We start from the raw sequence: 24,347 nt of genomic DNA, 5'->3' as shown, positions 1-24,347 counted from the left end.
AATGTTAGACAAGGATAAACGATTAAAGAGATATGACAATATGTGATATTTTTGATGCTGCTTATCAGGGAGATTTTGACATGTTAAAGCAGTATTACAAAGGAGATATTAATTGCGTAGATAAATACAATGGATTAAATCTATTGCAAGCTGTAATGTCTAAGGATGGTAAGTATCAAGAGCGTCTTGAAATTGTTACGTTTTTATTGGATGAGGGTATAGACGTCAATTTTGTTGATAATAAAGATAAAGAAAATGCATTGCACTATTTATTCTCCACTGCAGATGACGATGGAGGATTAACATACGCAGAATATGCATTATCAGTTACAAAGTTGTTATTGGATGCTGGTATAGATGTTAATCACAAGGATAGGCATGGAAGCAATTCGGTAACAAATGTGATTGCATTAAACTTTAATAATGAAGATGCTAAATTAAAAATACTTGAAATGTTACTTGATGCAGGAGCAGAGTATCGCGAAAAAGATAATTACGGATTTTCTTGCTTGGATTATGCGAAAAGATTTAAGAAAGAAGAAATAGTAAAAATGCTAGAGGAAAGAATGCTAGAATCATGAGTCACAGCCTTCTCTAATGAAGAGAGCTTTGGCTGGATTTTTACTGAAGCATTGCATGGAACACGATAACGTACATGTCATCATCTGTAAAGGGTGAGATAGTGCTGGTTTGTGAGGGAACGACAATTGAAAGTAGCTTAAATACATAGGATGTGGGAACTGATGTATTGCAAACATAGGCTACAACGGGGGCAAACATTGGCGGAGTAATCTGCTTGTTTGCAGTCTTTTTTAGTGAAAAACTCTATCGATATGTATAGAGATAAAAATAGGAGAGAGAAAGAGTGAAAAAAGTAAAGACATTAGTAAAAAGAATGGCAGCAGTGATTATGTCAGCGGCTATAGCAATGGGAGTATTGATGACACCTGAATTCAGTAAAGAGGCTCATGCAGCTGACACCAATATTTCTATGACAACAGCTATTGAAATTCCTAACAATAGCTTTGTAGAAGGGGCAGTAGGTTATGATGATCCGTCTGGCGGATTCAGATGGTACAAGTTTACTAACCCTTATGATTGTGATTGCGTTGCAACTGTGACGGTTACAGCATCTACCCATAATCCGGAGTGTGCTTTGTTCAATTCATTGGGTGGAAGTGATGGAAAAAGGGGTTATGCATGGCCTAGTATAGCATTTCATGCAGGGCTTAAAGCTGGAGAAACAAAGTACTTAAAAGTATCAAATGGTGAATGGAAAGGAGCGTGGACAGCATCTGTTTCAATTACTCCTGAGGAAGGCAATGCATTTAAGGTAGCGAAGAGTTATAAATCCGGAAAAAGAATCAACGGAAAGCTGGACTATTTAGAGGATGTTGACATTTACAAGATTAAGGCCAAGAAAACCGGTGTCATGAAGTTCTCAATCACTAATAATGAGAACCATTATGACGTTAAGTATACTGTTTACAACAAAGGAAAGGCTGCTAAGAAAACTGGAGAAGTAAAAGAAGCTGAGACAAAAAACGGAAAGCTGAAGATAAAAAAAGGTCAGTACATATACATAGAAATTAAGCGAGGAAGTATAGCATTTGATTCTGAACTTGGATCCTATTCCATCAAGACAAAGATTAAATAATGATATCTGAATTTCAGAGGACGGAGCGTTACCTTCATTAAAAAGGAAAAAAGAATCAGGCATAAGAAACTTGTCTAACGCATAGGAGTTTAAAAATATTTAATAGGAGTTTTGAAGTGATACATCAAGCTGCTTATATTGGCGATTGTAGCTTTTTTATGTCAGCTTATTGCAGATTTTTGTATTTAGTAGTACAGATTCAGATATTTTATAAAATTATAAAAATCATTATAGAGAGGAATTAAAAAAATGAAATTTTCAAAGAAACTAGTAACTATGATGCTAACATCAGCTATTGCAGCTGTTGCAGCATTCGTAAGCCCGGTGGATGTTAAGGCTAAGGCGCCTGAGTCTGCAAAGGTATATGAAGGAAATAGGTATCAGATATACTTAGAGGACGTAACATGGTCTGAGGCTAAGGCACGCTGTGAGAGCATGGGAGGTCACCTGGCAACAATTACTTCTGCGAAAGAGCAGGCTTTTGTTGAAAAGATCAATAAAGATGGCAAGAGCCTCTGGATAGGTGCTTATCGTACATCTAACAATGAATGGGCCTGGGTTACCGGAGAAAAGTGGAAATATACAAATTGGAAGGATGGAGAACCTAATAATTCAAGTAATGTGGTCTCAAACGAGAATAGTGTAGCTGTATGGCCTAAAGAGTGGAATGACTTAAATGATAATAATAAATTTGAGCAGGATGGTTTCATTTGTGAGTGGGAAGGCTTAAAGCCTACTAAGGTAACTTCAGTAAAGACTCAGAAAAAGAATGTAATTGTTAAGATTAAGAAGGTAGCTAATGCTGCAGCTTATGAGGTTCAGTATTCCACAAGTAAGAAGTTTGCAGAGAATAAGACAAAGACAATTCGTACTAATAGTGCAAAGATTAAGTTCAAGAAGGCGAAAAAGAATAAAAAGTATTTTGTAAGAGTGCGCGTTTGCTATAACGGACCCGAAGGAGAAGCTTATAGCGATTGGAGTAAGGCGGTTAAGAGTAAGTAATACAGGTTGATTTTTGAATAAACTATGAGTTATGGGATGTGATGTAAATATGTTACATCCCTTATTGTTTGAAAAATCTTACATCATTCCTGTGAAAACACACGTAAAATCATTGTAGAGGGTTATTAAAAGGAGATTTTAGATGGATATTTTTGAAGTTTTAGAGGACTATAATTGTTACAGGCAGGATATTAAGGTAATAACAGAAAAATGCACGAGTGAAGAATATGAGGCAATTCCAGATCAATGGAAAGACCTTTTGAAGGCATCGCCAGCTAAAAAGATTGATATTGTAATTGATTTGTGGCAAGCAGCTGTAAAAGAAGAAATGTCTTTGACGATTGCCTATTTGAAGGAGCATATCGAAGATATACTAATTGTCAAGTTTGATGAAAAGTATTCACTGATTTATTTGATAAAAAGAGATGATGGGGAGATATTACATTACATAGGTGGAAGTCCAGTAGAATCATTTACGATTCAAGATGATATATCAGCTTCAATTAGAAACTTTTATACAAAATTACATGATGGATTTTATGATTATTGCTTTAAGGCATTAGGGCTACCAGATCTTAAGCATGTGACTCCACTATCAGAAAATACAGGAGATAGAGTATTTAAAGATTTTGATAAAGCATATGTTTTCTTCGAGAATGGGATGGGAGATTATGTGGCATATGATACTCTGTCCAAAAAAGGAATTCTATGGCTTAAAGGGGAAGAACCGGAATTTGGCAACGAATTCTGGGATCTTGTAGATGAGTGGACTATTATCGGATTGGGTGAATGATAGATATTCCTTGTTTTGTAATATATAATATTCGAGGATGCTGTTTCTATATTTCTATAATCTTTTAAACATAATGTTTTTCTGGATTGAGTGAGGATGAACAACTAGACGGATCACAAAAAGATTTTTCTAAAATATATAAAAAGATTCTTAAGGACTATGGTAAACAATACGGTTTTGAAACACAACAGGATGTAAAAGATTGGCTTGAAGAGCAGGAGTTGACACCTCATCATGAGTCAGCGAAAAAAGTACAATTAATACCTAGTAAGTTGCATAATAATATTCCGCATATAGGATCAGCCTCAGATTTGACGAATCAAAAAAAAGAAGCTAATAAATCGAAGAAGGATTAGCGTCAGATTTAAGGAGGTAAATAGGATGAATAAAAATTTATTGGAAAAGATAAATGCTATTTTTGACATGGAGGATATGAAGAAAAATGTGCTTAGTGAGTCAAAACTGCAACAATTTGAAGATGAACTTTGTATAAAATTGCCTAAGGATTATAGAGAATATATTTTGAAGTATCCTAGCCTTTATGTAAAAGATGACTATAAAGTGAAAATGAAGGAATGTTCAATGTATACGCCGGATGATGGCTTTGATTATGTCGAGTATCTGTATGGATCCGAACTTGTTTCTACAGGGAAAGGACGTATGAAGTTTATTGAGGAAGAAGATGAATCAGATTGCTTTTTGCCTATTGGAGAATCTGCTGGAGACATGATACTAATATGTGTAAAAGGTAAAGAATATGGGAAGGTATTCATGTACTATCATGAGAGTGATGAAAAGAATGTTCCCGCATTTTTAATAGCGGATTCATTTGAGGAATTTATAAATGGATTTGAGTTACGACCAGATGATGATATTGATTATAGCAAAGTAAAAATACGTCTGGATGATGATTTGTTGAAGAGTATAGAAGAATTTAAGAACCGTAAAAAAAATAACAAATAATAATTTGCTAATATACAGAAAACAAAGAGTGTAAGAAGGTATGAAAATAGTAAACATATTATTAAAAAGAACTACAGCAGTAATTCTGGCAGCAGCAATAGCGATGGGAGTTTTTCTGACTCCCGCGTTCAGCAAGGACGCTCATGCAGCCGACACCAATACAACAATGGGAGCAGCTATTGAGATAGCAAACAATAGCTTTGTTGAAGGTGCAGTAGATAATGATGATCCATTAGGTGGAAACAGATGGTATAAGTTTACTAATCCTAACAACTGTGATTGCCAAGATGCTTTGTGGATGCCTTTGGCAAATGGGCAGATCAATACCTGAACCTGCGTCTCTCAAGCACCAGGATTTTCAGGCATACCACGACCACTGCATAGACAGCCATATGCAGAAAAATCAGAAGCATCCCACTCGGATCAAATATATCAGTGCTGCCAACCAGCCCGAAACCGTCCATGAAAGGCGGAAGCACAAAGTTCAAAGCTGACAACGGCATAAAGAGCTCAGCCAGTCCCTCCTTGCAGATAGCCAGAACTGCGACCACAAGCGCTCCGAGTATAGCATCTTTTCGTTTCTGTAAGAATCGCGGATGAAAGAAATCTCCGGTCACAATGCCGCAAAGCCCGCTTAAAAGGATATACAGGCCGCCAAACAAAACATCCGCTATTTCCATGGGCCTTATAAATACGGATCCTCGTAGCAAAAACAGTGCCACGGGAAATATCGTCAGTATCAATGCATAACAGCAGCACTGAGTGATAAGCAGCATCTCGCGGGATACATAGTAATTGATTGGCTTCTCACAGTGAAGCATCAAAGTCTCCTCAAACACATCGTTCTCTTTTCCGTTCAAAGTCATGGATATGAACACACATACAAAGTACAGAAAAGCCGCTGACAGCAGGAAGCTGGCGGTAACACCAATCGGAGCCATGGAATACATCATCCCTAAAAAAAGCGCGGTGGCAACGACCGGTATGATCAGCACCTGCCCTTTTTTCAGAAGTTTTAGTCGCAATTTGTACAATTCAAGCGTGTTTTTCAATGCCTACAACCTCCCATCCGTCTTCATACAACCCGAGCACAGTCGCCTTGAGCGCTGCCTCCTCTGCAGTCAACTCGTAGCGGCCACCGTTACTTCGCATATCATGCCGCACCGTCAGCATCGAATTTTTCTTCACGTATATAGAGTATTCCGCCTCGCCAGAGGCATCGATCGCTGCAAGCTTCCCATTCTCAATCGTGTAAACCCTGTCGGAAAGTGCTTCTATCAGCTTTTTCTCGTGACAGGACATAAGAATCGTAATCCCGCACTCGCGAAGCTCTTTCATCTTGTCAATAAAAACCTTCTGAGATTCAGCATCCTGACCGGAAAGCGGCTCGTCAAGGAGTATAACCTCATGTGGAGCCATGAGTGCCTGAAGTACACCAACTTTTTGCAGACTTCCCTTGGAAAGCTTGTCCATTCTGGTGTGGATCATAGGATCCAGAAAGAAGTCCTCTATCAAGGAATCTGTAACTGCAGGATCCACGCCCTCCATCCGCTCAACTGCGCGAAGATAGTCGATCATCTCGATCTCCATACCCACAAATTTCTCAGGAACATATGAAAAACGCAGCCTTTCGTGGTACTTAAGCTCACCGAAGCTAATTGGGATAAGCCCTGAGATAAGCTTAAGCATCGTGCTCTTCCCACATCCGTTATGCCCGTAAAACGCGATGGATTCTCCCTTGTAAAAAGTGTGCGAAACTCCTTCAATTATAGTTTTTCCGCCATATTTTTTTGTGACATTATTAAGTGTTATCAGTTTTCCGTTTGTTTTCATCTTTTTCACTCCACGTGTTTACTAAAAGATAAACCCTACTAAAGCATAATGTCTGTGGAAACTATTGTCTACATATTCACAACAAATTCACATTTTACACGGCTGATTAAGAAAACTAAAACGAACTGCTTCACCAAAAAACCTTTCATGATGACAATCATCCTAAAAGTAAGGTATAATGCTGTTTTGTGAGGGGACTACAAAAAACCGCTTAAATACAGAAGTTGTGGGGAAGGAAAGGTATAACAAATGGAGGAAAGAAAAAAGTTTGCGAGAGAGATCAGGAAGATGTTTGGCCAAAAGATGAGGCCGTTCCTGATAGGGGATGGAGTTCTTATTGTGCTGGCATTAGCAGTCAGCAGGATTCCCATTATGGCATTGATGATTGCTTTGCTGGTGGTCATTGGAATTATTTATTTTATTCTTTTGTCAATTGCAGACCGTTATCACTATGCCGGGAAGATTATGTATTGCAGAGCTCTTTTAGGAAAAGATATAACTGAGGACCCTGTAGGGGAGGGGCTTTACAGATTGAGAAAAATCGGATTTAAGAACCTTCGCAGATACAGGAGAGAATGTGGCCGTATTTTTTATACAGTAGTAAAAGGTGCAATGTCAGTTGGTGACATGATGGAGAATGTCCCGGGACTTGATAAATTTGCAGGTGCTTATAAAAAGCTTATCAAGAGACTTTATGAGAATTGTGCGAAGACACTGGTTACTTATCAGATCGGATGTTATGAAGAGGCAAATCAGGATCAGTTCTATGACCTTGTTGCATATTTTATTCAGGATGGAAAAAACTTTCTATTAAAGACTGTTAAATCAGAAGCAAAGGATTTTATAGCATCTGAAATCAGTGCAATATTAATAGCAGTGACTCTTTTGGGATATGCATTTACCAAGAATATTTTGTTTGCGGCTGTTGCACTTGTTATCTTTGTCTTAAGTGTTGTATTGTCGGCAAATGATGACGATTTCAACATTCTTTGTGATTATATCGAATATGTACAGTCACACGCACTTAATATGGAACTTAGAGATAAGCTTATCGTGGCTGTAAAAACAGGTAATTCAGTCCTTGATTTTACCAAAGCTTACAGGAACCCTACACAGAACAATATGAGAAGGGCGATTAAGGGAGCCGAGGAAATGATCGGAAGTGTTGAAAATAGAATATAATTTCCTATATATTTAGGCTGACAATTTCTCTGAAACGATCTTTTTGTTGGAGTAAGGTTTTTTGGGCAAATCTTCGCTGAAAATTCCGGTCCTGGTTTTTAACAGGAATACAGCAGCAAAGAAAATTCCATCGACTATGACTGTTGAAAGCAGAGAGGATAACTCCACATTAGTTTTTATTGATTGATATCCGAGGCCGTTCATTAAAAAAAGCGTCATGTTATTTACGATATGAAGGGCGCTGCCTGCTTCAATTCCGCCTGTAACATATACAAGAAAACCCGCTATGATTCCGCTGTAAGTTACTTCTACCATTCCATATGAACTGTAGGGGTGAAGGAACATAAAGGGAATAGCCTGCAGCAGAACAGCGATGGAGGATATGTTTATCCATCCGCCGATGGACTGCATGATGAGTCCTCTGAATATGTATTCCTCAGCGATACACTGAAGAGGACCAAGCACCAGGCAAAGCAGAAGCCCGGCAAGAGTAAATTTATAACCTGTGTAATTACATTCTGAAGTGGATTCAATTACTATTGGAATACCTGCGACAATAAGAGCAACAGCAAGGCATACAAAGAAAGGTCTGGTACGCCATTTTCCCGTGACAGATGTGTAGGAGGAAAACGGTCTGTAACCTGTGATATTAGTAGCCAGGAACATGGCAGGTATGAATAGCGCGATGGTGCCAAGCGTCACTAGGGCACCTGTGCTGTCATACACATTGAAGTTATCATAACCGTGCGACAGCATAGCAATCTTATCAATGATATCTTGTTGATAGAACGTGCCGAGTACTGCTATACCTAATATCAATGCTGAAGCTAATGCTAAGAAAAACATAAGCGTGAGCAGAATCGCTAATGCAGACTTGAATGGCTTATAACCTTCAAATGATCTGTCTGATAGAATAAAGTCTTGAGTGTTTTTATTATTCATTTTATCAATCCTCCAACTGGTTCAGAAACTCTTTTTCATAAAAGAAGCAAACTTTGCGTTTGTTTTAGGGACATTGTAGAGTGAGGTGTCCAACAGATGTCCAACATGCGGAGTTTGAAAAATAAAAAACAATTAAAATGCTATTCTGATGTTTATCTTTGTTATAAACTAATACTGTGCAATTGGATTTGAGTAATGCACTTAGGGGATTTTAGATTAGCTTAATGTTATTATCATTAGGCTTGATAGATTTTGTGATTATGAGGGAAGTTTAATTTGGAACAGATTCTTGCTGAGCTCAGGGATAGAGCAGAATTATTTGAACGGATAAGTGACATATTAGGTGCCTGGAACTCCGGCCGGTACAAACAGATGCTGCTGCACATTTACAGCGGAATGGAGGGCGTAGAGTTTACTGAGTATGTCGCTAAGACTCTTTGCGTCATTTTCCCGGAAGCAGATATAGTCGGAACTATGTCAGCCGGGGAGATTATGGAGGGGCATGTAATCAGTAAGGGCATCCTTATTGGTGCTCTTTTCTTCGAGACTACAGATGTCAATGTATTCCGTTATGATAATGTGAAGGGACATGAGGCAGAGGTTGGAAGGGCAATCCGCGAGCAGCTTGACAGTATACCTGATATCAAGGCCGCTGAGATGATTCTTCCGGGCACTGAGTTTGAGACGAAATCCCTGTTTGATGAGATTGATGAGTGCTCACGTGATATCAGGATTTTTGGCGGGTATTCAGGCGGGCATGCGATGAATTCGCCTGTGCATTATGTGTTTGATGCAAAGGGAATTATGTATAATTCCATTCTTGTAACTACTTTTGCAGGAAAAGATTTTTATATAGATATGGATAAGGTAATAGGCTGGGAGCCTCTGGGAGTGCCCTTTACAGTTACCAGGGCTGATGGCCACAAGCTTATTGAACTGGGTGGCAGACCCGCATCGGAGATATATGAGAGATTTCTTCAGATAGACAGAAGATTGAGAGATAATGCTCAGGAGGGTTATACTTTCCCGCTTCTTGCAGAATATAATGGAGACCAGTGGCTTAGGAGCGCCATTCACATTGAAGAGGATGGCTCACTTAACATGCATGGATATGTCATAGAGGGCATGGAGATTCAGTTGTCTTATGGCAATCCTGCCACAATAGTTAAACAGATTAATGAAAGGCTAAAAAAATAAGAAGCTTTAAACCACAGGTTATTATGCTTTTTTCATGTATAGTCAGAAAAGCGTTCTGGGAGAGATATGTTGATATGGAGCTTGAGCCCTACGAGCAGCTGTGTTCAACCTCCGGATTCTACACCTGGGGTGAGATTATTCGTGACGAGAAGTCAGGGGAGATTGTTGAGCACAATGTTACGCAGCTCTCCATCGCAATGCGTGAGGGTGAAGGCAAAGCAGAGGAATTACCTGAGGTGTGGGTTGATGATACGGTGTTAAAGGGACCCGCAGCACAGATGCGAAGGCTGACAAGCCTTGTCTACACGACTATGGAAGAGCTTCAAAATGCCCAGAGGGATCTTCAGATCCTAAACGACAAGTTAAGAACAATGGCGGAGAAGGACGCTCTTACAGGCCTTTACAACAGAGGTAAGACTGAGGAAATCATTTACAATTTGCTTGATGAATCAGCTTTCAATAAAGTTCCGCTCAGTCTTCTTATGATAGATATTGATCATTTCAAGAGCGTAAATGATAATTACAGCCATCAGACAGGCGATCTGGTATTAAAAGAGATGGCTGCAATTTTGGAAAATCTGGCAAATGAACACACGGATGCCATGGCGGGCCGTTGGGGCGGCGAGGAATTTTTCGTAATTCTGCCCGGGGTTGTGGATGATGAGGCCATGAGCATAGCAGAGACCTTAAGAAAAAGAACTGAAAATCACATTTTCCCTGAGGTCGGGAATCTCACCATCAGTGTAGGTGTTATTACGGTGGCCGGAGATACTAACAGTAAGGATATTTTCCTATGCGTTGATAAAGCTCTCTATGATGCAAAAGAGGGCGGCCGAAACCGCGTGGTCAGGGCTGATCTGTCTGATGATGACAGGACTTTTGAGTAGAGGTTTCCGGCCTTAGAGAATCCTTTCGAAATGGTCACCTTTTTCTACGAAGCCTGTTTTCTTGAGGTAGGGCTTGTGATTTTCAGTGGGTCCTTTGTATATGAGCTTGTCGATGCCTTCAGTTACAAGGTTGGACATAAGGAATTCTCCAACAGAGAAATCGCGGTACTGAGGTATTGAGTAATCAAGCTTGATATCCAATGTGTGATCCTTTAAGTTGCCAAGCAGAATTCCGACGGGTTTGCCATTGTGACAAACTACAAAGCTGCTGTTTACACCTGCAAAAGTCATTGATATGCCGGGAAAACACTTGGCAATATCGTCTTTATACAGATCTATAATGTATTTTATAAGACCATCATCTCCTGATACTTTTACAAGGTCATAGTTTTTCTGGGTATTCATTGCTTTCATAAGGTAGTACACGTTAATGGCAACAAGTGCAATATTCATTACGACTGTGGGATATGCGCCAATGAGGAAACCATATATTACACAAAACAGACTTCCGATGGTATTGACAATTCTCAACTTGTAAACAGAAACCATCATAAATGATAAAAGCACAAGCGCAGATCCGATATAACCGATTATTTCGAAAATTGTATTTGGATTCATGATTTTCACCTGCTCCGAAGGAGCATCCTTTCTTAATGATAAAGATGTTTATCTTATATTCTTAATGATAAAGATGCTTATCTGTATTCTATTGTATGATGACAGGTATGAAAGGTCAAAAAAAGAATTCATAAATTAATTCTTTAAGTTTTATAAGAATTTGGCTACTCTATTAGATTTTTGATGATCTCATCCGCAATTAGGTCAGCCACAATAAGCTTGTATTCGTGCCTTGAAGATGCAGGAGGCAGCGTGAAGCTTGTGGTACGGCAGATGTCTGCTGAGGTCTTGGGGTTGCAGGTGTCTGTAGAGATTTTTGAATGGTAGGAGGCTGGGTAAATCAGCCCCAGATGCACTTCTCCCGGGACACTGTCTGCATTATCAGGATCGGTGTTGCCAAGAGTTCCTGTCACACCGATTCCGATGTCTGCGTTATAAGAATCCATGCAGGCAGTAGCCATTGCGAGTGCTGTCTGTGGAGAATATACACCGTTTTTTTGTATGACATCAGCCGGAACACCCTGCTTTATTTTTGCTTCATTTGAGTAGGTTATGTAGGCACCTTTTAATGTGGCAGAGGATCCTTCGGTATCTGTAAGAAAAGATGCTACCATTCCAGCAGTGCAGCTCTCCATGGTACTTATGGTGAGCTTTTTTTTTATCAGATACTTTGTTATCTTTTCATATTTTTTAATCACTGATATTTCATTTATCATGTGGAATCTCCGATTTTATATATCTATTCTTGTTTACAACTTCCTATTGTGTCCGCAGGAAGCAGAAACAAATTAATCGTAGCCTGTTTGATACAAATGAGCAATAAGTATTTGCTAAAAACAATTTAGTATGGTAGAGTGTTAAAGAGTGAAAACAATTCGAGGATTATTTGGTACAACATCAACAAAAAAGAATAGAGAGGTTTATTATGAAAAATAAGATATTAGCAGCTTTTCTTGCAACAACAATGGTAGTTGGAATGACTGCATGTGGAAATAAAAACGCAGGTAGTGGAGATAACACGGCTGATGCCGGTGCTGAGACATCAGAGGCAGGTGCTGAAGCTAGTGAGAGTGCAGATGCAGCCGCTGAGGGCAGTGAGAGTGCAGATGCTGCCGGTGAGTCAGATGTGGATTACATTAAAGGTAAGGGCAAGCTCATCGTAGGTGTGACCGATTTCGCTCCCATGGATTATAAGGGAGACAATGGTGAATGGATTGGCTATGACGCTGACCTTGCAAAAAAAGTGGCAGAGTCTCTTGGGGTAGAGGCTGAGTTTGTTGAGATTGACTGGGATAACAAGATCCTTGAACTCCAGAACAAGTCAATTGATGTTGTGTGGAACGGCATGACACTTACAAGCGAAGTTACAAACTCTATGGAATGTACAAAGCCTTATCTTAACAACGCTCAGGTTGTAGTTGTTCCTTCAGATTTTTCAGAAGAAGTGAAGACAGCTGAGGATGCTTCCAAGCTCAATTATGCTGTTGAAGCAGGTTCAGCAGGTGAGGCAGTAGCTACAGAGAACGGTTATGATTTTATTTCCGTATCAACTCAGGCTGATGCCGTTATGGAGGTTCAAGCCGGTACATCAGGTGCATGTATCATAGATCTTCTTATGGCAGGTGCCATGATAGGCGAGGGTACAAGCTATCCCGATCTTGTTCACACAGTTGAGCTTACAACAGAGGAATATGGAATCGGATGCCGCAAAGGCTCAGATCTTGCAGCTTATATTGATGGTGAGCTCAAGGCTATGTATGAAGACGGCAGCATGATGGAGATTGCTAAAACATACGGTGTTCAGGACGCAGTAATTGGTCAGTAATTGAGATAAAACTGCTTTAGAAGGACCTTGTGACACTATGATCATTACTGTGATAGGACGTAGATTATACTAGAAGGAAATACTATGTTTGTAACTGTAACAATATCCCTTTTGGAAGGGTTTCTTGGAACAATAAAACTGTTTGCACTGACGCTTGTTTTTTCATTGCCGCTGGGACTATTCATATGTTTCGGCTCGATGACAAAAGCGACAGTAGTAAGGCTACCTATAAGATTTATCATCTGGGTAGTGCGCGGAACACCACTGATGCTTCAGTTACTTATCATATATTACGGCCCCGGAATTTTTCTGGGGCTTAATATATGGGGCTCCGGTGGAAACGGAAGATTTATGGCAGCGCTGATGGCGTTTGTGTTTAATTATGCCTGCTATTTTTCAGAGATATTCAGAGGTGGTATTCAGTCGATTCCTGTGGGTCAGTACGAAGCGGGCAAAGTCCTCGGCATGACCAGAACCCAGATATTCAGAAAAATAATCCTGCTTCAGGTAATAAAGCGTATAGTGCCGCCTATTTCAAATGAGGTCATTACTCTTGTAAAGGACACATCTCTTGCAAGAGTTATTGCGGTTTATGAGATTATTTGGAACGGCCAGGCGTTTATTAAGAGCAGCGGCATTATCTGGCCTTTGTTCTACACAGGTGCTTTTTATCTGCTGTTTAGCGGGCTTTTGACACTACTGTTTGGATATATTGAAAAGAAATTGAGTTATTTTAGGTAAATAGGGAAAAAATATGCCAATTTTAGAAGTAAACAATATCGAAAAGAAATTTGGAAACATCCGTATCCTCAAGGGAATCAGCTTCAGCATGGAAGAGGGACAGGCGATTTCAATCATAGGATCTTCAGGAAGTGGCAAGACTACTTTACTCAGATGCCTGAATTTCCTGGAGAGACCTGACAAGGGAACAATAGCTGTCCGTGGAGAGACTATTTTTGATGCTTCAAAGCCTGAGGACAAGCCGGAAGAACTGCGTCTAAAGAGACTTCATTTTGGCCTGGTTTTTCAGCAGTTTAATCTGTTTCCCCAGTATACAGCTCTTGAGAATGTTATGCTTGCCCCAAAGTTATCGGCAAAGGCGGATGAGTATGCGGAAATTGAGGAGCATGCAAAAGAGCTTCTTGATCAGATGGGACTTGCCGACAGAATGTATCGATACCCTCATCAGCTGTCGGGTGGGCAGCAACAGAGAGTTGCTATAGCAAGAGCACTTGCTTTACAGCCTGACATACTGTGCTTTGATGAGCCTACATCTGCACTGGATCCGGAGCTCACAGGAGAGGTGCTTAGAGTTATCAGAGACCTGGCAGACAAGCACACAACCATGATAATTGTTACTCATGAGATGTCCTTCGCCAGAGATGTCGCAGATGAAGTCATTTTCATGGATGATGGTATAGTTCTTGAGAAAGGACCTGCCGATCAGGTGATCAACAACCCTCAGGAGGAGAGAACCAAGCAGTTCCTGTCGAGTTTGAACAGTTAAGATGTATAATGCTGCGAATTATAGATATTAAGTAAGATAAGCGTATCCGTAGTGGGTACGCTTATTTATATCATAGGAAAATGCTTTCCTATGATACAAAAACGCTCCGCGAGGATGCGCACTCGCGCGAGAATGTCGCAAGCAAGAATACACTGGAAAAAGGCAGATATATAAATCCCAGTGTATTAATTTGCAAATAAGCTGCAAAAGGCAGCTGCGGGCTTAGCTTACAAGCCAAAAACAACATAATATATGATATAATCCCTTTGGAAGATTCACTAAAACCAAAGGAAAAATATAAAATGAAAAGCGAGTCAAATAATAGTTCCACAAATACTAGCACCACTTCTGCAAATTCAGTTCGAGTTACAGCGTTATTCTATATCATCTACACCGTAATGTTTGCGGTGATGTCCTATCTTGTTTACGGATATTTTTTAAAAAACGGTAAATCATTCATTTGCACAGGAGATACCTGGAGACAGCATCTGAAAGCAGCAGCATATTACTCGAAGTGGCTGCGCGGTGTTTTTTATCATCTGATTCACGATCATAGTTTGTCATTTCAGACCTTCGCTTTTGGCATTGGTTACGGAAGTGATATGTATCCTACGCTTCAATACTATGCGCTTGGCGATATTCTCAATCTGTTCTCAGCATTTGTTAAAACAGAATATATCCACATCTATTTCCAGATAGTAATGATAATGCGTGCATATCTTGCCGGTATAGCATTCTCTTTATATGCGAAATATATGCGGAAAGACATGTCAGCCATAGCTCTTTTTGCGGGTATGTTTACCTATGGTTTTGGTTCATACTTTATGTATCTGGGACTTTGGCATCCATTCTTTGCAAATCCGCTTATTTATTTTCCACTTGTCCTTTTGGGGGCAGAGAAGATTTTGCAGGAAAAAAAGCCCGTGTTTTTCGCGGTTTCAATCTTCCTTGCTGCGACGAATAATTTCTATTTCTTTTATATTATCGTTTTGCTGACAATAATATATGTGGCTGTAAGACTATTGTTCCTGAATTTTGGAAAAGCCGGTAAAAGCTTAATTGATGAATTATCACCCGTAACCACTGATAATTCATCTCTTTCGAAGAAAACCTTCAAAACAATTGGTACTTTCTTTTTATATGGCATGATCGGAACCTTTATGAGTATGTTTATATTGCTTCCGGTGCTTGTTGCTTTTCCGAACAACCCAAGATCGGGCTCGGGAATTGAAGTACCGTTTTTCTACGATGCGGACTATTACAAAGAACTTATAAAAAATCTCTACACCTTCGTATATCACGGACAAAATGACACACAGCTTGGATTTACACCCATTTTTGTGGCAGCACTTTTAGTTGTTGTGGTGCGGAGCATATATCATTTAGTCGCTGCAAGGATTGAGATACAAAGAAAAAAGAAGGAACTGATGAAAAAAGCGGACAAAAACGACGGACCTACTGCAGTTTTTGTGGCGTGGAAAAATACAGCTGAATATCAAAATAATCTGCGTTTATATCAGGAGCTTGTCTTTGCGATTCTGTTCACAATTTTCTTGTGCCTGCCATTTTGCGGTTATGTGTTCGCTGCTTTTTCCTATGCGGTTAACAGATGGGCCTTTGCCTGCGCACTTTTTGCAGGTTTTATAACAGCCGAGTTCACAGACTTTTTGGGAGAAAAAATCGAACAGTTAGTATTATCGAAGCAAGACAAGGCATCCGCGGAAGAAGGACAAAAAGACTTCGGCATAACCGGAACCTGCAGAATCCTGAAGGCTGTTGTAAGCGGAGCAGTACTCCTGCTGACACTCTTTTTTATCATGAAAAACGGCAGAGCTGCTTATGCGCCTGAAGAGGGCAACATGATCAGGGATTACATGGATGCGTGCAGTCCTGAGGAGATGTATGCTCAGCTTCAGAGTACAGAGGTGCAGGTTGTGGAGGAAAATGCTGAGGCAGACGGACTCGACGTGACAGGAGATTTCTACCGCTATTCCGGACGTGACCTTGTTTGGAACGCTGCGATGCTCGACGGCATCTCTTCGACACAATTTTTCTGGAGTCTTGCTGATAAAAATGTATCGGAGTTTTTCAAGCTCATGGCTAACAATGACCAACAGAGCTTTGCATATTTTGCGCTGGATGATAGAGCGATTCTGAATTCCCTTGCAGGCGTGCGCTATTACTCTCTTCGCTACAACACGCCGGATCAGCAGGCTTTTGTGCCCTACGGCTATGCGCCTTCCTATGAAAAGTATAACTTCGGAATTTATGAAAATCAGGACGCAATGCCTCTTGGATTTACATATGGACAGGCTATTTCCCAAAGCGATTTTGAGGCGCTTTCACCTGTAGAACGAGAGGAGGCACTGCTTTACGGAGTTGTCCTTCCGGACGAAAAGGCAGCAGCTTATCCTGAAGCTGAGCCGACCTTCACTTCAGAAACTATTCCTTATGAGATCTCATTTGAAGGAAAAATAAAGGAAGTTTCCGGAGGCTTAAAGGTAAAGGAAGCCGGTGCTTCGGCTATTCTGGATTTCAATGGAACAGCAAATGCGGAGACACTTATTTTTTTCAAGAACCTGCATGTAAACAGCAAAAACGGCATAATTCAGATAGCTGTGACAACGACTCTTGCTGATGGCACGACCATTCAAAAGAACATAGATTATAAGACAGAGAAATCCTGGTATTATTCAGGATGGCATGATTTCATCGTAAATATGGGATATTCTGATACTGCGAAAACTCAGATAAGAATCACCTTTAGCGATAAGGGGACTTACAACTTTGATGAGCTGTCAGTTTTTAACAGACATCTTACGACTATGCATGCACAGCTTCAGAGCTTGAAGGAACACACTTTATATGATGTAGACTTGCACAAGAATCCCATTTCTTTTGCAACCAATAATATAACAGGAAGCATCGACACAACGGATAATGAGATACTTTTCCTGTCGATTCCCTATTCAAAGGGGTGGAAGGCATATGTGGATGGCAAAAAGAAAGAGCTCATGCCTGCTGATACGATGTTCAGTGCTCTCGAGCTTGAGCCGGGGCATCATGATATAAAGCTTATTTACCGCACACCGGGATTACTTCAAGGGGGTATAATGAGCCTGGCCGGACTGATGCTGCTGATTTCTCTTGGATGGAGAAGAACTAATCATCTAAGCAATTACAAGGTGAAGAGCAACGAGAAGAATAGCAAGAAGAACAAAGAGGCTTGAAATACCCATGAAGAAAAAAGTTGGATCTACTACGATATAATTTGACATTTGGAATACTTGTCATAAAAACTATCGACCATTTAGTGAGGATTGCTTATGTATACTCTGACTGACTTATGTAAGGAATTGTCAATAACTCCTGCTACCGGAAGAAACTGGGTTAAGCTTGGAAAAATTAAACCCACAGGGAAAAGAGGACGCTCCTTTACCTTTTCAGATGACTATGTGCGCTCGCTAAAAGAAGATCTTGAGAGTGGCAAGATGAAGTCCCTTAGAAGCAGGCGCAACAAGAGTCATGTGTCGGGGAATTTATTGTACAGCTCTTATATTGCAAATTCGTCTCCTAACTTCGCTATTGTGCAGAAGCTTGTTATGGATGTGGCAGGCCTTGAAAAAAGTGCGACGGCTTTGGATGCTGCTACTGAAAATGATGGCCAGGATGATTACATCGGTGCAATACTTCTCCAATGCGCAAAGAAACTGATAGCAAGTCGCGTCTCGGAGGAGGATAGAGGAGAGTATGACATTCTGCTAAATGATATCTGTGCCGGAGAGAGCAAGAGCGATTGCAATCAACTGTACGAATCCAACCTTTCTGCAGAGAATGTGGAAAACAGCCCTCACCTGCTTGAAGAAAACCATGTTACAGAGAAAAGACAGAATGGCTGCCAGCAGCAAGAGGAAAATCCATCTGCAGACAATAGGCAAAATCTTAAATTCAAGAATTTCGCTGATGGGCTGACATACATCCCCGGGGAAGATACCCTGGGCTTTGTCTATATATCTCTTAAGCATCTCCAGACTAGAAAAAGCATCGGCGCATACTACACGCCGGGGAATATTGTGCAGCGCCTGCTGGGGCATTTGTTTGAAGCTAATGTTCTTGCTGACGGACAGGACAAGGTGATCCTTGATCCGGGATGCGGCTCTGGCAATTTCCTTCTTTGCCTGCCTCCGGGAATTCCTGCTAAAAACATCTATGGGTTTGACATCGATGAAATGAGTGTGAAGCTTGCAAGGCTTAATCTAGCGCTGAAATATAAACTTCCTGATGCGAATTTCTGGAAGGAACACATCACTACAACAAACTTTTTACACATGGATCCCTCAGAGAAGACTTTTGATATAATCCTTGGAAATCCGCCGTGGGGCTCAACTTTTCCTGATGAGGAGAGGAAATTCCTAAAGGAAAGGTTTCTGGTAGCATCTGAGAAGTCGCTGGACTCCTATGACCTTTTCATAGAGCAGGGACTTAACCTTCTGAAAAGTGGCGGTGCCTTATCACTTGTTCTTCCGGAGTCTGTGCTGCTTGTAAAGTCGCATACGGTTTCCAGAAGACTTCTGATCGAAAACAGTACGCTGACGCATTTGGAGTATCTTGGGGATGTCTTTGACCATGTTCAGTGTCCGTCTATAATTCTGCAAGCAGAGAAGATTAGCGGCGAGGTAGCAGAGTTTGATGAGACTGATGAAGCAAAGACAAAATTGATTGAGACCAAAGAAGCCAAAGAAAACAGAGAAGTCAAAGAAAACAGAGATACCAAAGAACCGGGAAAAATCATATACTCAAATTTCCTTGGCGGCCATCCCGTAATTTACGATAAGGATACATCCTACAGGATAAATTCAGTGAGAAAAATATCGGACACAGGATTTGACTTCCTTATGCCCGATGAAGAGTATGAGCTCTTGGAATATTTGACCAAGTTGGAGGATGTATGCTTCCTTAAGGGGAATGCTGACTTTGCTCTGGGCATAGTCACAGGCGCCAACAAGGATATGCTGAAATCGCGAAAGAGTCCTACCAATGAGATAATCCTGAAGGGGACTGATATTTTCAGATATTCATTTAAAAAGCCCAAGTGCTATATCACATTTGAGCCTGAAAAGTATCAACAAGTTGCCCCGGTTCCCATGTACCGTGCACCTCAAAAACTCCTCTACAGATTCATCGGAGGGCATCTTGTTTTTGCATATGATGATGAACAGACGCTGTCATTAAACAGTTGTAATATCGTAATTCCGAACATTGAAAATCTCAGTATGAAGTACATTTTAGCGGTTCTGAATTCAAGCGTTTCGGAGTATTATTTCAGAAAAAAATTTCGTTCAGTAAAGGTTCTTCGCTCACACATAGAAAGTCTTCCGATTCCATTGGCAAATATGGAAACGCAAGAAAGAATAATTGAGCTTGTTGACGAACTGATGTTGCTTTCAAGAAACGAAAACATGACCAAAGCAGAATCTGAAGCAGCCGGAGAGAAGGCTGAAAAGATTTATGGACAGATTGATGAAATGTGTTTTGACCTTTTTAAACTGACTCCGGAAAAAACAGAATTAATAAAGCAATCTATAAATAATGAAAACTTATTGCTTTCGCTCTAGCATTTACGAAATATAGTGATATAATGATTTTACTCAGGCTTGTTTTTTTGTGATAAAAATAAGAAAAACGTAAAAAACTTACGCGTATCATTATTGAGTTTTTTAAGAGGAAAATCATGGGTGAAAACAACCAGAAACTAAAAACTATATCGTTGAATGAGCATGCAGATAAGCTATTTGACAAGATAATTAATACAACTCAGGACTGCATTTTCTGGAAGGATACAGAGCGTAGATTTGTTGGCGTCAACCAGGCTTTTCTTGATTTCTACGGATTCGATACAGCAGATGAGGTGATAGGCAAAACGGATGAGGACATGAATTGGCATCCGGACCCGAAGCCATTCATGGAGGATGAGCTGAGGGTACTTAGAGGAGAGAGCACTCACAATGTACGTGGACAGTGCATCATTAGGGGACAGGTTCGTGACATCATAGCAACCAAGACTCCTATATATGATGAGGGTGATATTATCGGGCTGGTAGGCTCTTTCATGGATGTTACGGATGAGCTGGAGCGACTAGCGAAAATTGAGAGGCTTAACAGATTAAACGATAAGCTTCTGGAAAATGAAAAGCGTGCAAACAGACGCATGGCTGAATTTTTATCACGCATGAGCAATGAGATCAAAAATCCAATGAACGCGATTTCCGCACTTTCATATCTTGGAATGACTCAGGATGATGTAGATGTACTAAAGAATGATATGCGCAAAATCTATACCTCCAGTCATTATCTCTCAACTTTGATGAGTGATATTCTGGACATCAATAAGATTGACGGCGGCAACCTGAATCTGGATCCGGGCAGAACATCCCTTGATGATATAGTTGATGGCGTTGAAAATATCACTCGCGCTTTCGCTAAGGAAAAGAATATAAATGTGATCGTAAACAGAAATTACAGGGCGAATCCGCAGGTTATCTGCGACCTTGGCAGAACCCAGCAGATGGTCATAAATCTTACCTCCAATGCAGTTAAGTTTAGTGACCGTGATGATACTGTAGAGATAACCGTCACATCCAGGAAGCAGGAGAACTGCTATAATATAGCTTTTGTAGTAAAAGATGAAGGCTGCGGTATTGGAACGGCCTTTATGCCGAGCCTTTTCAGGACCTTTTCTCAGGAAAAAAGAAATCCCAGCAAGTATGGTGCCGGAACAGGACTTGGACTCTCAGTGGCTAAGCGCCTTGCATGTCTGATGAAGGGCGACATCGTAGCGGAGAGTGAGGAAGGGCTGGGGAGTGTCTTTACAGCTACAATTAGACTTGAAGCTGTGCCTATGGAGTAGGCCGAATATAAATAATTAAAAAGCAAGCATCCCTCGACATAGCTCGGGAGTGCTTGCTATTTTTATGCGTATGCTTATTTTTTATTCGTTATCTTCTTCTTCTTCTTCCTCGTCATCCTCATCAGCGGGAGGTGTTGCCTCAGGCTGAGGTGTTTCGGTGGGAGTTGCTTCCGGTGCAGGTGCGACCTGTTCCTGAGGAGCCGCGGCTGCGGGCTGTTCTGCAGGCTGTTCAACTGGTGCCGGAGCGTCCGGACTTGCAGGTGTTGACTCAGGAGTGTAGTACTGAGTATTTACTATACCCTGCTGTATAAGGGATGTTTCCTGTGCCAGGATTTCCTGGATGTTTGGCTGAGCCATGAACTCAGGAGTATGGTGGCAGGTAGCGACAGGAGTTACAACCGTATTTCCAAGCTCATCCACGCTGGTGGTAAATCCGCTGGATGCACCGCCGCTGTTCGGTGACTGTGCCTGTAATACTGCAGGCTCAGCAGGAATCAGCTCAAATACACCTGAAATCTTGAACGGACACAGCTCAGAAGCCGGGAGTCTGTCGGACTGACAAACTGTGCCTGAGTAGTGAACGTTACAACTTTCTGTAGGAACCGTACCTTCTTCAAAGTATTCAGAGAGGAGTGTGCCGTCACAAAGACCGCCAATTGGCTGTTTTCCTGACCTTGCACATACGGTAGCAGTTATGACTGAATCGGGCTTCTCAAAAGTTGTTGACGGAAGATTCTCATGAATCTTGGACATAACAGCCCTCCAGAGAGTCTTTGCAAGATGCTGCTCCGCTTTGGAGGAGAGGTCCACGTTGTTGTCATAGCCTGCCCAGGTGGTTGCAGTGTAGTAGGTTGTGTAGCCTGCAAACCATACGTCGTTTTCATCTGATGTGGTTCCGGTCTTACCTGCGATGGCCGTAGTTCCAAAGTTAACGGCGGTACCTGTTCCGCTTGTTACAACATCTTCCATTGCACTTGTCAGAAGATAAGCTGTTGAATCCTTAAGGATTCTTGTGGAATCACCCTTTGTGTTGTCAAGGATGGTATTTCCTTCGTGGTCAACAACTTTGGTGTAAAGCTTGGGTTTAATGTATACGCCGCCGTTGGCGATTGCTGCATAGGCTGCGTTTAGCTCCATATTGGTAACACCGTGTGTCAGACCACCAAGAGCTGTGGGTAACTGAATATCTGAAAAGACTTTTCCGTTTATCTCTTCCTTTTCAACGATTGTTGTAAAGCCAAAATTTTTCAGATAATCGTAAGCAAGCTGAGGAGTGATGAGCGTCATGGTCTTAACTGCAATGACATTCATGGAGTCCTTGATAGCTGTTCTGATGGATGTCAGTCCTCTGTAGGACTCGCCGTACCAGTTATTAACCGGTCGTCCGTCAGGATAATTGAAAGGAGCATCATTAAGTATGGTTGCAAGTGTAAGTCCTGCACTGTCAAGAGCAGGTGCGTAGGTTGAAAGAACCTTAAAGGTTGAACCGGGCTGACGAACAGTATCGGTAGCGCGGTTAAGGGTTCTTGAAGCAACCTTATTTCCTCTGCCTCCAACCATGGCAACAATGTAGCCCTGCTTGTGATCTTCGATAGTAAGTGATACCTGCGGCTGAGGTGTGAGATTGATTGATTCGCCATCAATTGTGTCATTTCCCACAACTGCTGCTTTGTACTCATCGATTGCAGCCTGCGCAGCTTCCTGTGAATCGAAGAGCATGTTGAAGCTTTTTGATTCCTGCTGAAAATAACTTTTCATCATCTCCGAGCTGTAGTTCGTCTTGTTGCCTTCTGCATCCTTCGTGGTCAGCGCATACTCGAGAAGATACTTGGTTCCCTCGGGATAGTTAGCCTCGTCCATGAAAACTGAATCAGCAATTGACTGGATATGAGGATCCTGAGTTGAGTAAATTTTCAGACCGCCGCTGTAGAGCAGGGTGTATGCCTGAGTCTCGTTATAACCCGCATCGATAAGGTCATCGATAAGCTGATTGGTGAGGGCATCAACGAAGTAGGAGTTTACACTGTCATCTGATATCTCTTCATCAACAACCTGTATTCTCGCATAGACATCGTCGTTTTTGGCTTCATCGTACTCAATCTGTGTGATGTAGCCTTGCTCAAGCATGTTTTTCAAGACCTTGTCACGACGCTCGGAGTTTTTATCCGGGTGAGTGATGGGGTTAAATCTGCTGGGGTTCTGAGTGATTCCGGCGATGACCGCGCACTCTGAAAGCGTCAGATCTGAAACAGGCTTATTAAAATAGCGAAGCGAAGCAGCCTGAACACCAAGTGTATTACTTCCAAGGTTTATGGTATTTAAGTAGTTGAGCAGGATTTCATCCTTGCTCATATTTTTTTCAAGCTGAATAGCGAGGTACTGCTCCTGAATCTTTCTCTTTATCTTGGCGATGTCGGAGTTCTCACTTGTCCAACCCGTAAATACGTTGTTCTTCAAAAGCTGCTGAGTGATGGTACTGGCACCCTGAGATAATTCTCTGCTGGTGATACCTACATAAGCAGCTCTGACAATACCCTGTATATCTATTCCATTGTGCTGGTAAAAACGCTCATCCTCGATGGCAACAAATGCATGCGCAAGATTTTCGGGGATCATGTCCCAGGTTACCGGAATACGGTTGGAATCAGTTGATACCAGCTTGGCTGTCTGATTTCCTTCAGTATCGTACACAAAGGTTGAATATCCGGTGGGCGTAACGCTGATATTTCCTATCTCAGGGGAAGTGTCAATGATGCCTCTGAAAACACCTATTCCTGCACACACTCCGATGACACCAAGTCCGATGCACGCGATAAGTATGAGCTCAAAGGATATCAGGGATACTTTCTTTCCCCATTTTGTGGTATTTGAGACTAGCGAGTGTTGCTGATCCCGTATACCTTTTCTGCCAAAATTCATATTTTCCTCCGGTTGATGTGATATGATGTTATAGTGTTTTGGTCAGGCTATTTAAAATGACCGATTCGTATAACAACATATGATTATAATGTAGTCATTCTATTTCAAACTACTA

General features: G+C 41.2%; 22 protein-coding genes. 16 read left to right on the top strand and 6 right to left on the bottom strand.

What is annotated here, in order from left to right:
- The first annotated feature begins 32 nt into the window (after positions 1-32).
- The 7 genes from ACHCNF_RS06665 (at position 33) to ACHCNF_RS06635 (ending at position 4,746) form a co-directional block, all read left to right on the top strand.
- Positions 33-581 (top strand): ankyrin repeat domain-containing protein, encoded by a 549-nt coding sequence (locus tag ACHCNF_RS06665; protein ID WP_408072002.1) that lies wholly within the window; start codon positions 33-35, stop codon positions 579-581.
- A gap of 284 nt (positions 582-865) precedes the next feature.
- Positions 866-1,657: a hypothetical protein gene (locus ACHCNF_RS06660; RefSeq protein WP_408072001.1), complete on the top strand. Its 792-nt coding sequence runs from the start codon at positions 866-868 to the stop codon at positions 1,655-1,657.
- 249 nt (positions 1,658-1,906) lie between these two features.
- Positions 1,907-2,659: a C-type lectin domain-containing protein gene (locus tag ACHCNF_RS06655; protein WP_408072000.1), complete on the top strand. Its 753-nt coding sequence runs from the start codon at positions 1,907-1,909 to the stop codon at positions 2,657-2,659.
- A 142-nt stretch (positions 2,660-2,801) separates the two neighbouring features.
- The gene (locus tag ACHCNF_RS06650; RefSeq protein ID WP_408071999.1) at positions 2,802-3,452 is read left to right on the top strand and encodes a hypothetical protein; all 651 of its coding nucleotides are present in this window, start codon (positions 2,802-2,804) and stop codon (positions 3,450-3,452) included.
- Between the two features lie 86 nt (positions 3,453-3,538).
- A complete protein-coding gene (locus tag ACHCNF_RS06645) occupies positions 3,539-3,808 on the top strand; it encodes an HNH endonuclease (protein WP_408071998.1) in 270 nt (89 codons plus the stop codon).
- Between the two features lie 25 nt (positions 3,809-3,833).
- A complete protein-coding gene (locus tag ACHCNF_RS06640; RefSeq protein ID WP_408071997.1) occupies positions 3,834-4,415 on the top strand; it encodes an SMI1/KNR4 family protein in 582 nt (193 codons plus the stop codon).
- A gap of 40 nt (positions 4,416-4,455) precedes the next feature.
- Complete coding sequence (locus ACHCNF_RS06635) at positions 4,456-4,746, top strand: hypothetical protein (protein WP_408071996.1); 291 nt, start codon at positions 4,456-4,458, stop codon at positions 4,744-4,746.
- Here ACHCNF_RS06635 and ACHCNF_RS06630 read toward each other — a convergent pair.
- Positions 4,736-5,467 (bottom strand): hypothetical protein, encoded by a 732-nt coding sequence (locus tag ACHCNF_RS06630; RefSeq protein WP_408071995.1) that lies wholly within the window; start codon positions 5,465-5,467, stop codon positions 4,736-4,738. The two genes, ACHCNF_RS06635 and ACHCNF_RS06630, sit on opposite strands and share 11 nt — an antisense overlap.
- On the bottom strand, positions 5,451-6,248 hold the full coding sequence (locus tag ACHCNF_RS06625) for an ATP-binding cassette domain-containing protein (RefSeq protein ID WP_408071994.1): 798 nt from the start codon (positions 6,246-6,248) through the stop codon (positions 5,451-5,453). The genes ACHCNF_RS06630 and ACHCNF_RS06625 overlap by 17 nt, the downstream gene beginning before the upstream one ends.
- Before the next feature lie 249 nt (positions 6,249-6,497).
- Here ACHCNF_RS06625 and ACHCNF_RS06620 point away from each other — a divergent pair, with 249 nt between their 5' ends.
- Positions 6,498-7,430, top strand: coding sequence for a hypothetical protein (locus tag ACHCNF_RS06620; RefSeq protein WP_408071993.1), 933 nt, complete (start codon positions 6,498-6,500; stop codon positions 7,428-7,430).
- 12 nt (positions 7,431-7,442) lie between these two features.
- Here ACHCNF_RS06620 and ACHCNF_RS06615 read toward each other — a convergent pair whose 3' ends face one another.
- Positions 7,443-8,372, bottom strand: coding sequence for a CPBP family intramembrane glutamic endopeptidase (locus tag ACHCNF_RS06615; protein ID WP_408071992.1), 930 nt, complete (start codon positions 8,370-8,372; stop codon positions 7,443-7,445).
- A 276-nt stretch (positions 8,373-8,648) separates the two neighbouring features.
- On the opposite strand from ACHCNF_RS06615, the gene ACHCNF_RS06610 reads away from it, so the two are divergent.
- A complete protein-coding gene (locus ACHCNF_RS06610) occupies positions 8,649-9,569 on the top strand; it encodes an FIST N-terminal domain-containing protein (protein WP_408071991.1) in 921 nt (306 codons plus the stop codon).
- A gap of 23 nt (positions 9,570-9,592) precedes the next feature.
- Positions 9,593-10,456, top strand: coding sequence for a GGDEF domain-containing protein (locus ACHCNF_RS06605; protein ID WP_408071990.1), 864 nt, complete (start codon positions 9,593-9,595; stop codon positions 10,454-10,456).
- 12 nt (positions 10,457-10,468) lie between these two features.
- Here the strand turns inward: ACHCNF_RS06605 and ACHCNF_RS06600 are convergent, their stop codons facing one another.
- On the bottom strand, positions 10,469-11,074 hold the full coding sequence (locus tag ACHCNF_RS06600) for a YgjV family protein (protein ID WP_408071989.1): 606 nt from the start codon (positions 11,072-11,074) through the stop codon (positions 10,469-10,471).
- A gap of 164 nt (positions 11,075-11,238) precedes the next feature.
- Positions 11,239-11,790, bottom strand: coding sequence for a CinA family protein (locus tag ACHCNF_RS06595; protein ID WP_408071988.1), 552 nt, complete (start codon positions 11,788-11,790; stop codon positions 11,239-11,241).
- Positions 11,791-11,999: 209 nt separating this feature from the next.
- Between ACHCNF_RS06595 and ACHCNF_RS06590 the strand changes: the two genes are divergently transcribed.
- The 6 genes from ACHCNF_RS06590 (at position 12,000) to ACHCNF_RS06565 (ending at position 21,313) form a co-directional block, all read left to right on the top strand.
- The gene (locus ACHCNF_RS06590; RefSeq protein ID WP_408071987.1) at positions 12,000-12,899 is read left to right on the top strand and encodes a transporter substrate-binding domain-containing protein; all 900 of its coding nucleotides are present in this window, start codon (positions 12,000-12,002) and stop codon (positions 12,897-12,899) included.
- A gap of 84 nt (positions 12,900-12,983) precedes the next feature.
- Positions 12,984-13,640 carry an amino acid ABC transporter permease gene (locus ACHCNF_RS06585; RefSeq protein ID WP_408071986.1) on the top strand — a complete coding sequence of 219 codons (657 nt, stop codon included), beginning with the start codon at positions 12,984-12,986 and terminating at the stop codon, positions 13,638-13,640.
- Between the two features lie 13 nt (positions 13,641-13,653).
- A complete protein-coding gene (locus ACHCNF_RS06580) occupies positions 13,654-14,406 on the top strand; it encodes an amino acid ABC transporter ATP-binding protein (RefSeq protein ID WP_408071985.1) in 753 nt (250 codons plus the stop codon).
- A 302-nt stretch (positions 14,407-14,708) separates the two neighbouring features.
- Positions 14,709-17,636 (top strand): YfhO family protein, encoded by a 2,928-nt coding sequence (locus tag ACHCNF_RS06575; RefSeq protein ID WP_408071984.1) that lies wholly within the window; start codon positions 14,709-14,711, stop codon positions 17,634-17,636.
- 96 nt (positions 17,637-17,732) lie between these two features.
- Positions 17,733-20,021: a TaqI-like C-terminal specificity domain-containing protein gene (locus ACHCNF_RS06570; protein ID WP_408071983.1), complete on the top strand. Its 2,289-nt coding sequence runs from the start codon at positions 17,733-17,735 to the stop codon at positions 20,019-20,021.
- A gap of 116 nt (positions 20,022-20,137) precedes the next feature.
- Entirely contained in the window at positions 20,138-21,313 is a 1,176-nt protein-coding gene (locus ACHCNF_RS06565) for a PAS domain-containing sensor histidine kinase (protein WP_408071982.1), read from the top strand.
- A gap of 81 nt (positions 21,314-21,394) precedes the next feature.
- On the opposite strand, the gene ACHCNF_RS06560 is transcribed toward ACHCNF_RS06565, so the two are convergent.
- The gene (locus tag ACHCNF_RS06560; protein WP_408071981.1) at positions 21,395-24,232 is read right to left on the bottom strand and encodes a transglycosylase domain-containing protein; all 2,838 of its coding nucleotides are present in this window, start codon (positions 24,230-24,232) and stop codon (positions 21,395-21,397) included.
- Positions 24,233-24,347 lie beyond the last annotated feature (115 nt).

The sequence above is a fragment of the Butyrivibrio sp. NATIVEDY162 genome, from assembly GCF_045999815.1.
In the GTDB taxonomy this organism is placed as follows: Bacteria; Bacillota; Clostridia; order Lachnospirales; family Lachnospiraceae; genus Butyrivibrio.
Note: the sequence above shows the minus strand (reverse complement) of the source record. Positions and strands in the feature narration are given on the sequence as shown.

Coding starts and splice junctions, on each gene's coding strand:
- ACHCNF_RS06575 (WP_408071984.1), top strand. CDS start 14,709: ATGAAAAGCGAGTCAAATAATAGTTCCACAAATACTAGCACCACTTCT.
- ACHCNF_RS06615 (WP_408071992.1), bottom strand. CDS start 8,372: ATGAATAATAAAAACACTCAAGACTTTATTCTATCAGACAGATCATTT.
- ACHCNF_RS06595 (WP_408071988.1), bottom strand. CDS start 11,790: ATGATAAATGAAATATCAGTGATTAAAAAATATGAAAAGATAACAAAG.
- ACHCNF_RS06590 (WP_408071987.1), top strand. CDS start 12,000: ATGAAAAATAAGATATTAGCAGCTTTTCTTGCAACAACAATGGTAGTT.
- ACHCNF_RS06585 (WP_408071986.1), top strand. CDS start 12,984: ATGTTTGTAACTGTAACAATATCCCTTTTGGAAGGGTTTCTTGGAACA.
- ACHCNF_RS06640 (WP_408071997.1), top strand. CDS start 3,834: ATGAATAAAAATTTATTGGAAAAGATAAATGCTATTTTTGACATGGAG.
- ACHCNF_RS06580 (WP_408071985.1), top strand. CDS start 13,654: ATGCCAATTTTAGAAGTAAACAATATCGAAAAGAAATTTGGAAACATC.
- ACHCNF_RS06620 (WP_408071993.1), top strand. CDS start 6,498: ATGGAGGAAAGAAAAAAGTTTGCGAGAGAGATCAGGAAGATGTTTGGC.
- ACHCNF_RS06600 (WP_408071989.1), bottom strand. CDS start 11,074: ATGAATCCAAATACAATTTTCGAAATAATCGGTTATATCGGATCTGCG.
- ACHCNF_RS06635 (WP_408071996.1), top strand. CDS start 4,456: ATGAAAATAGTAAACATATTATTAAAAAGAACTACAGCAGTAATTCTG.
- ACHCNF_RS06570 (WP_408071983.1), top strand. CDS start 17,733: ATGTATACTCTGACTGACTTATGTAAGGAATTGTCAATAACTCCTGCT.
- ACHCNF_RS06665 (WP_408072002.1), top strand. CDS start 33: ATGACAATATGTGATATTTTTGATGCTGCTTATCAGGGAGATTTTGAC.
- ACHCNF_RS06560 (WP_408071981.1), bottom strand. CDS start 24,232: ATGAATTTTGGCAGAAAAGGTATACGGGATCAGCAACACTCGCTAGTC.
- ACHCNF_RS06605 (WP_408071990.1), top strand. CDS start 9,593: ATGCTTTTTTCATGTATAGTCAGAAAAGCGTTCTGGGAGAGATATGTT.
- ACHCNF_RS06565 (WP_408071982.1), top strand. CDS start 20,138: ATGGGTGAAAACAACCAGAAACTAAAAACTATATCGTTGAATGAGCAT.
- ACHCNF_RS06625 (WP_408071994.1), bottom strand. CDS start 6,248: ATGAAAACAAACGGAAAACTGATAACACTTAATAATGTCACAAAAAAA.
- ACHCNF_RS06655 (WP_408072000.1), top strand. CDS start 1,907: ATGAAATTTTCAAAGAAACTAGTAACTATGATGCTAACATCAGCTATT.
- ACHCNF_RS06650 (WP_408071999.1), top strand. CDS start 2,802: ATGGATATTTTTGAAGTTTTAGAGGACTATAATTGTTACAGGCAGGAT.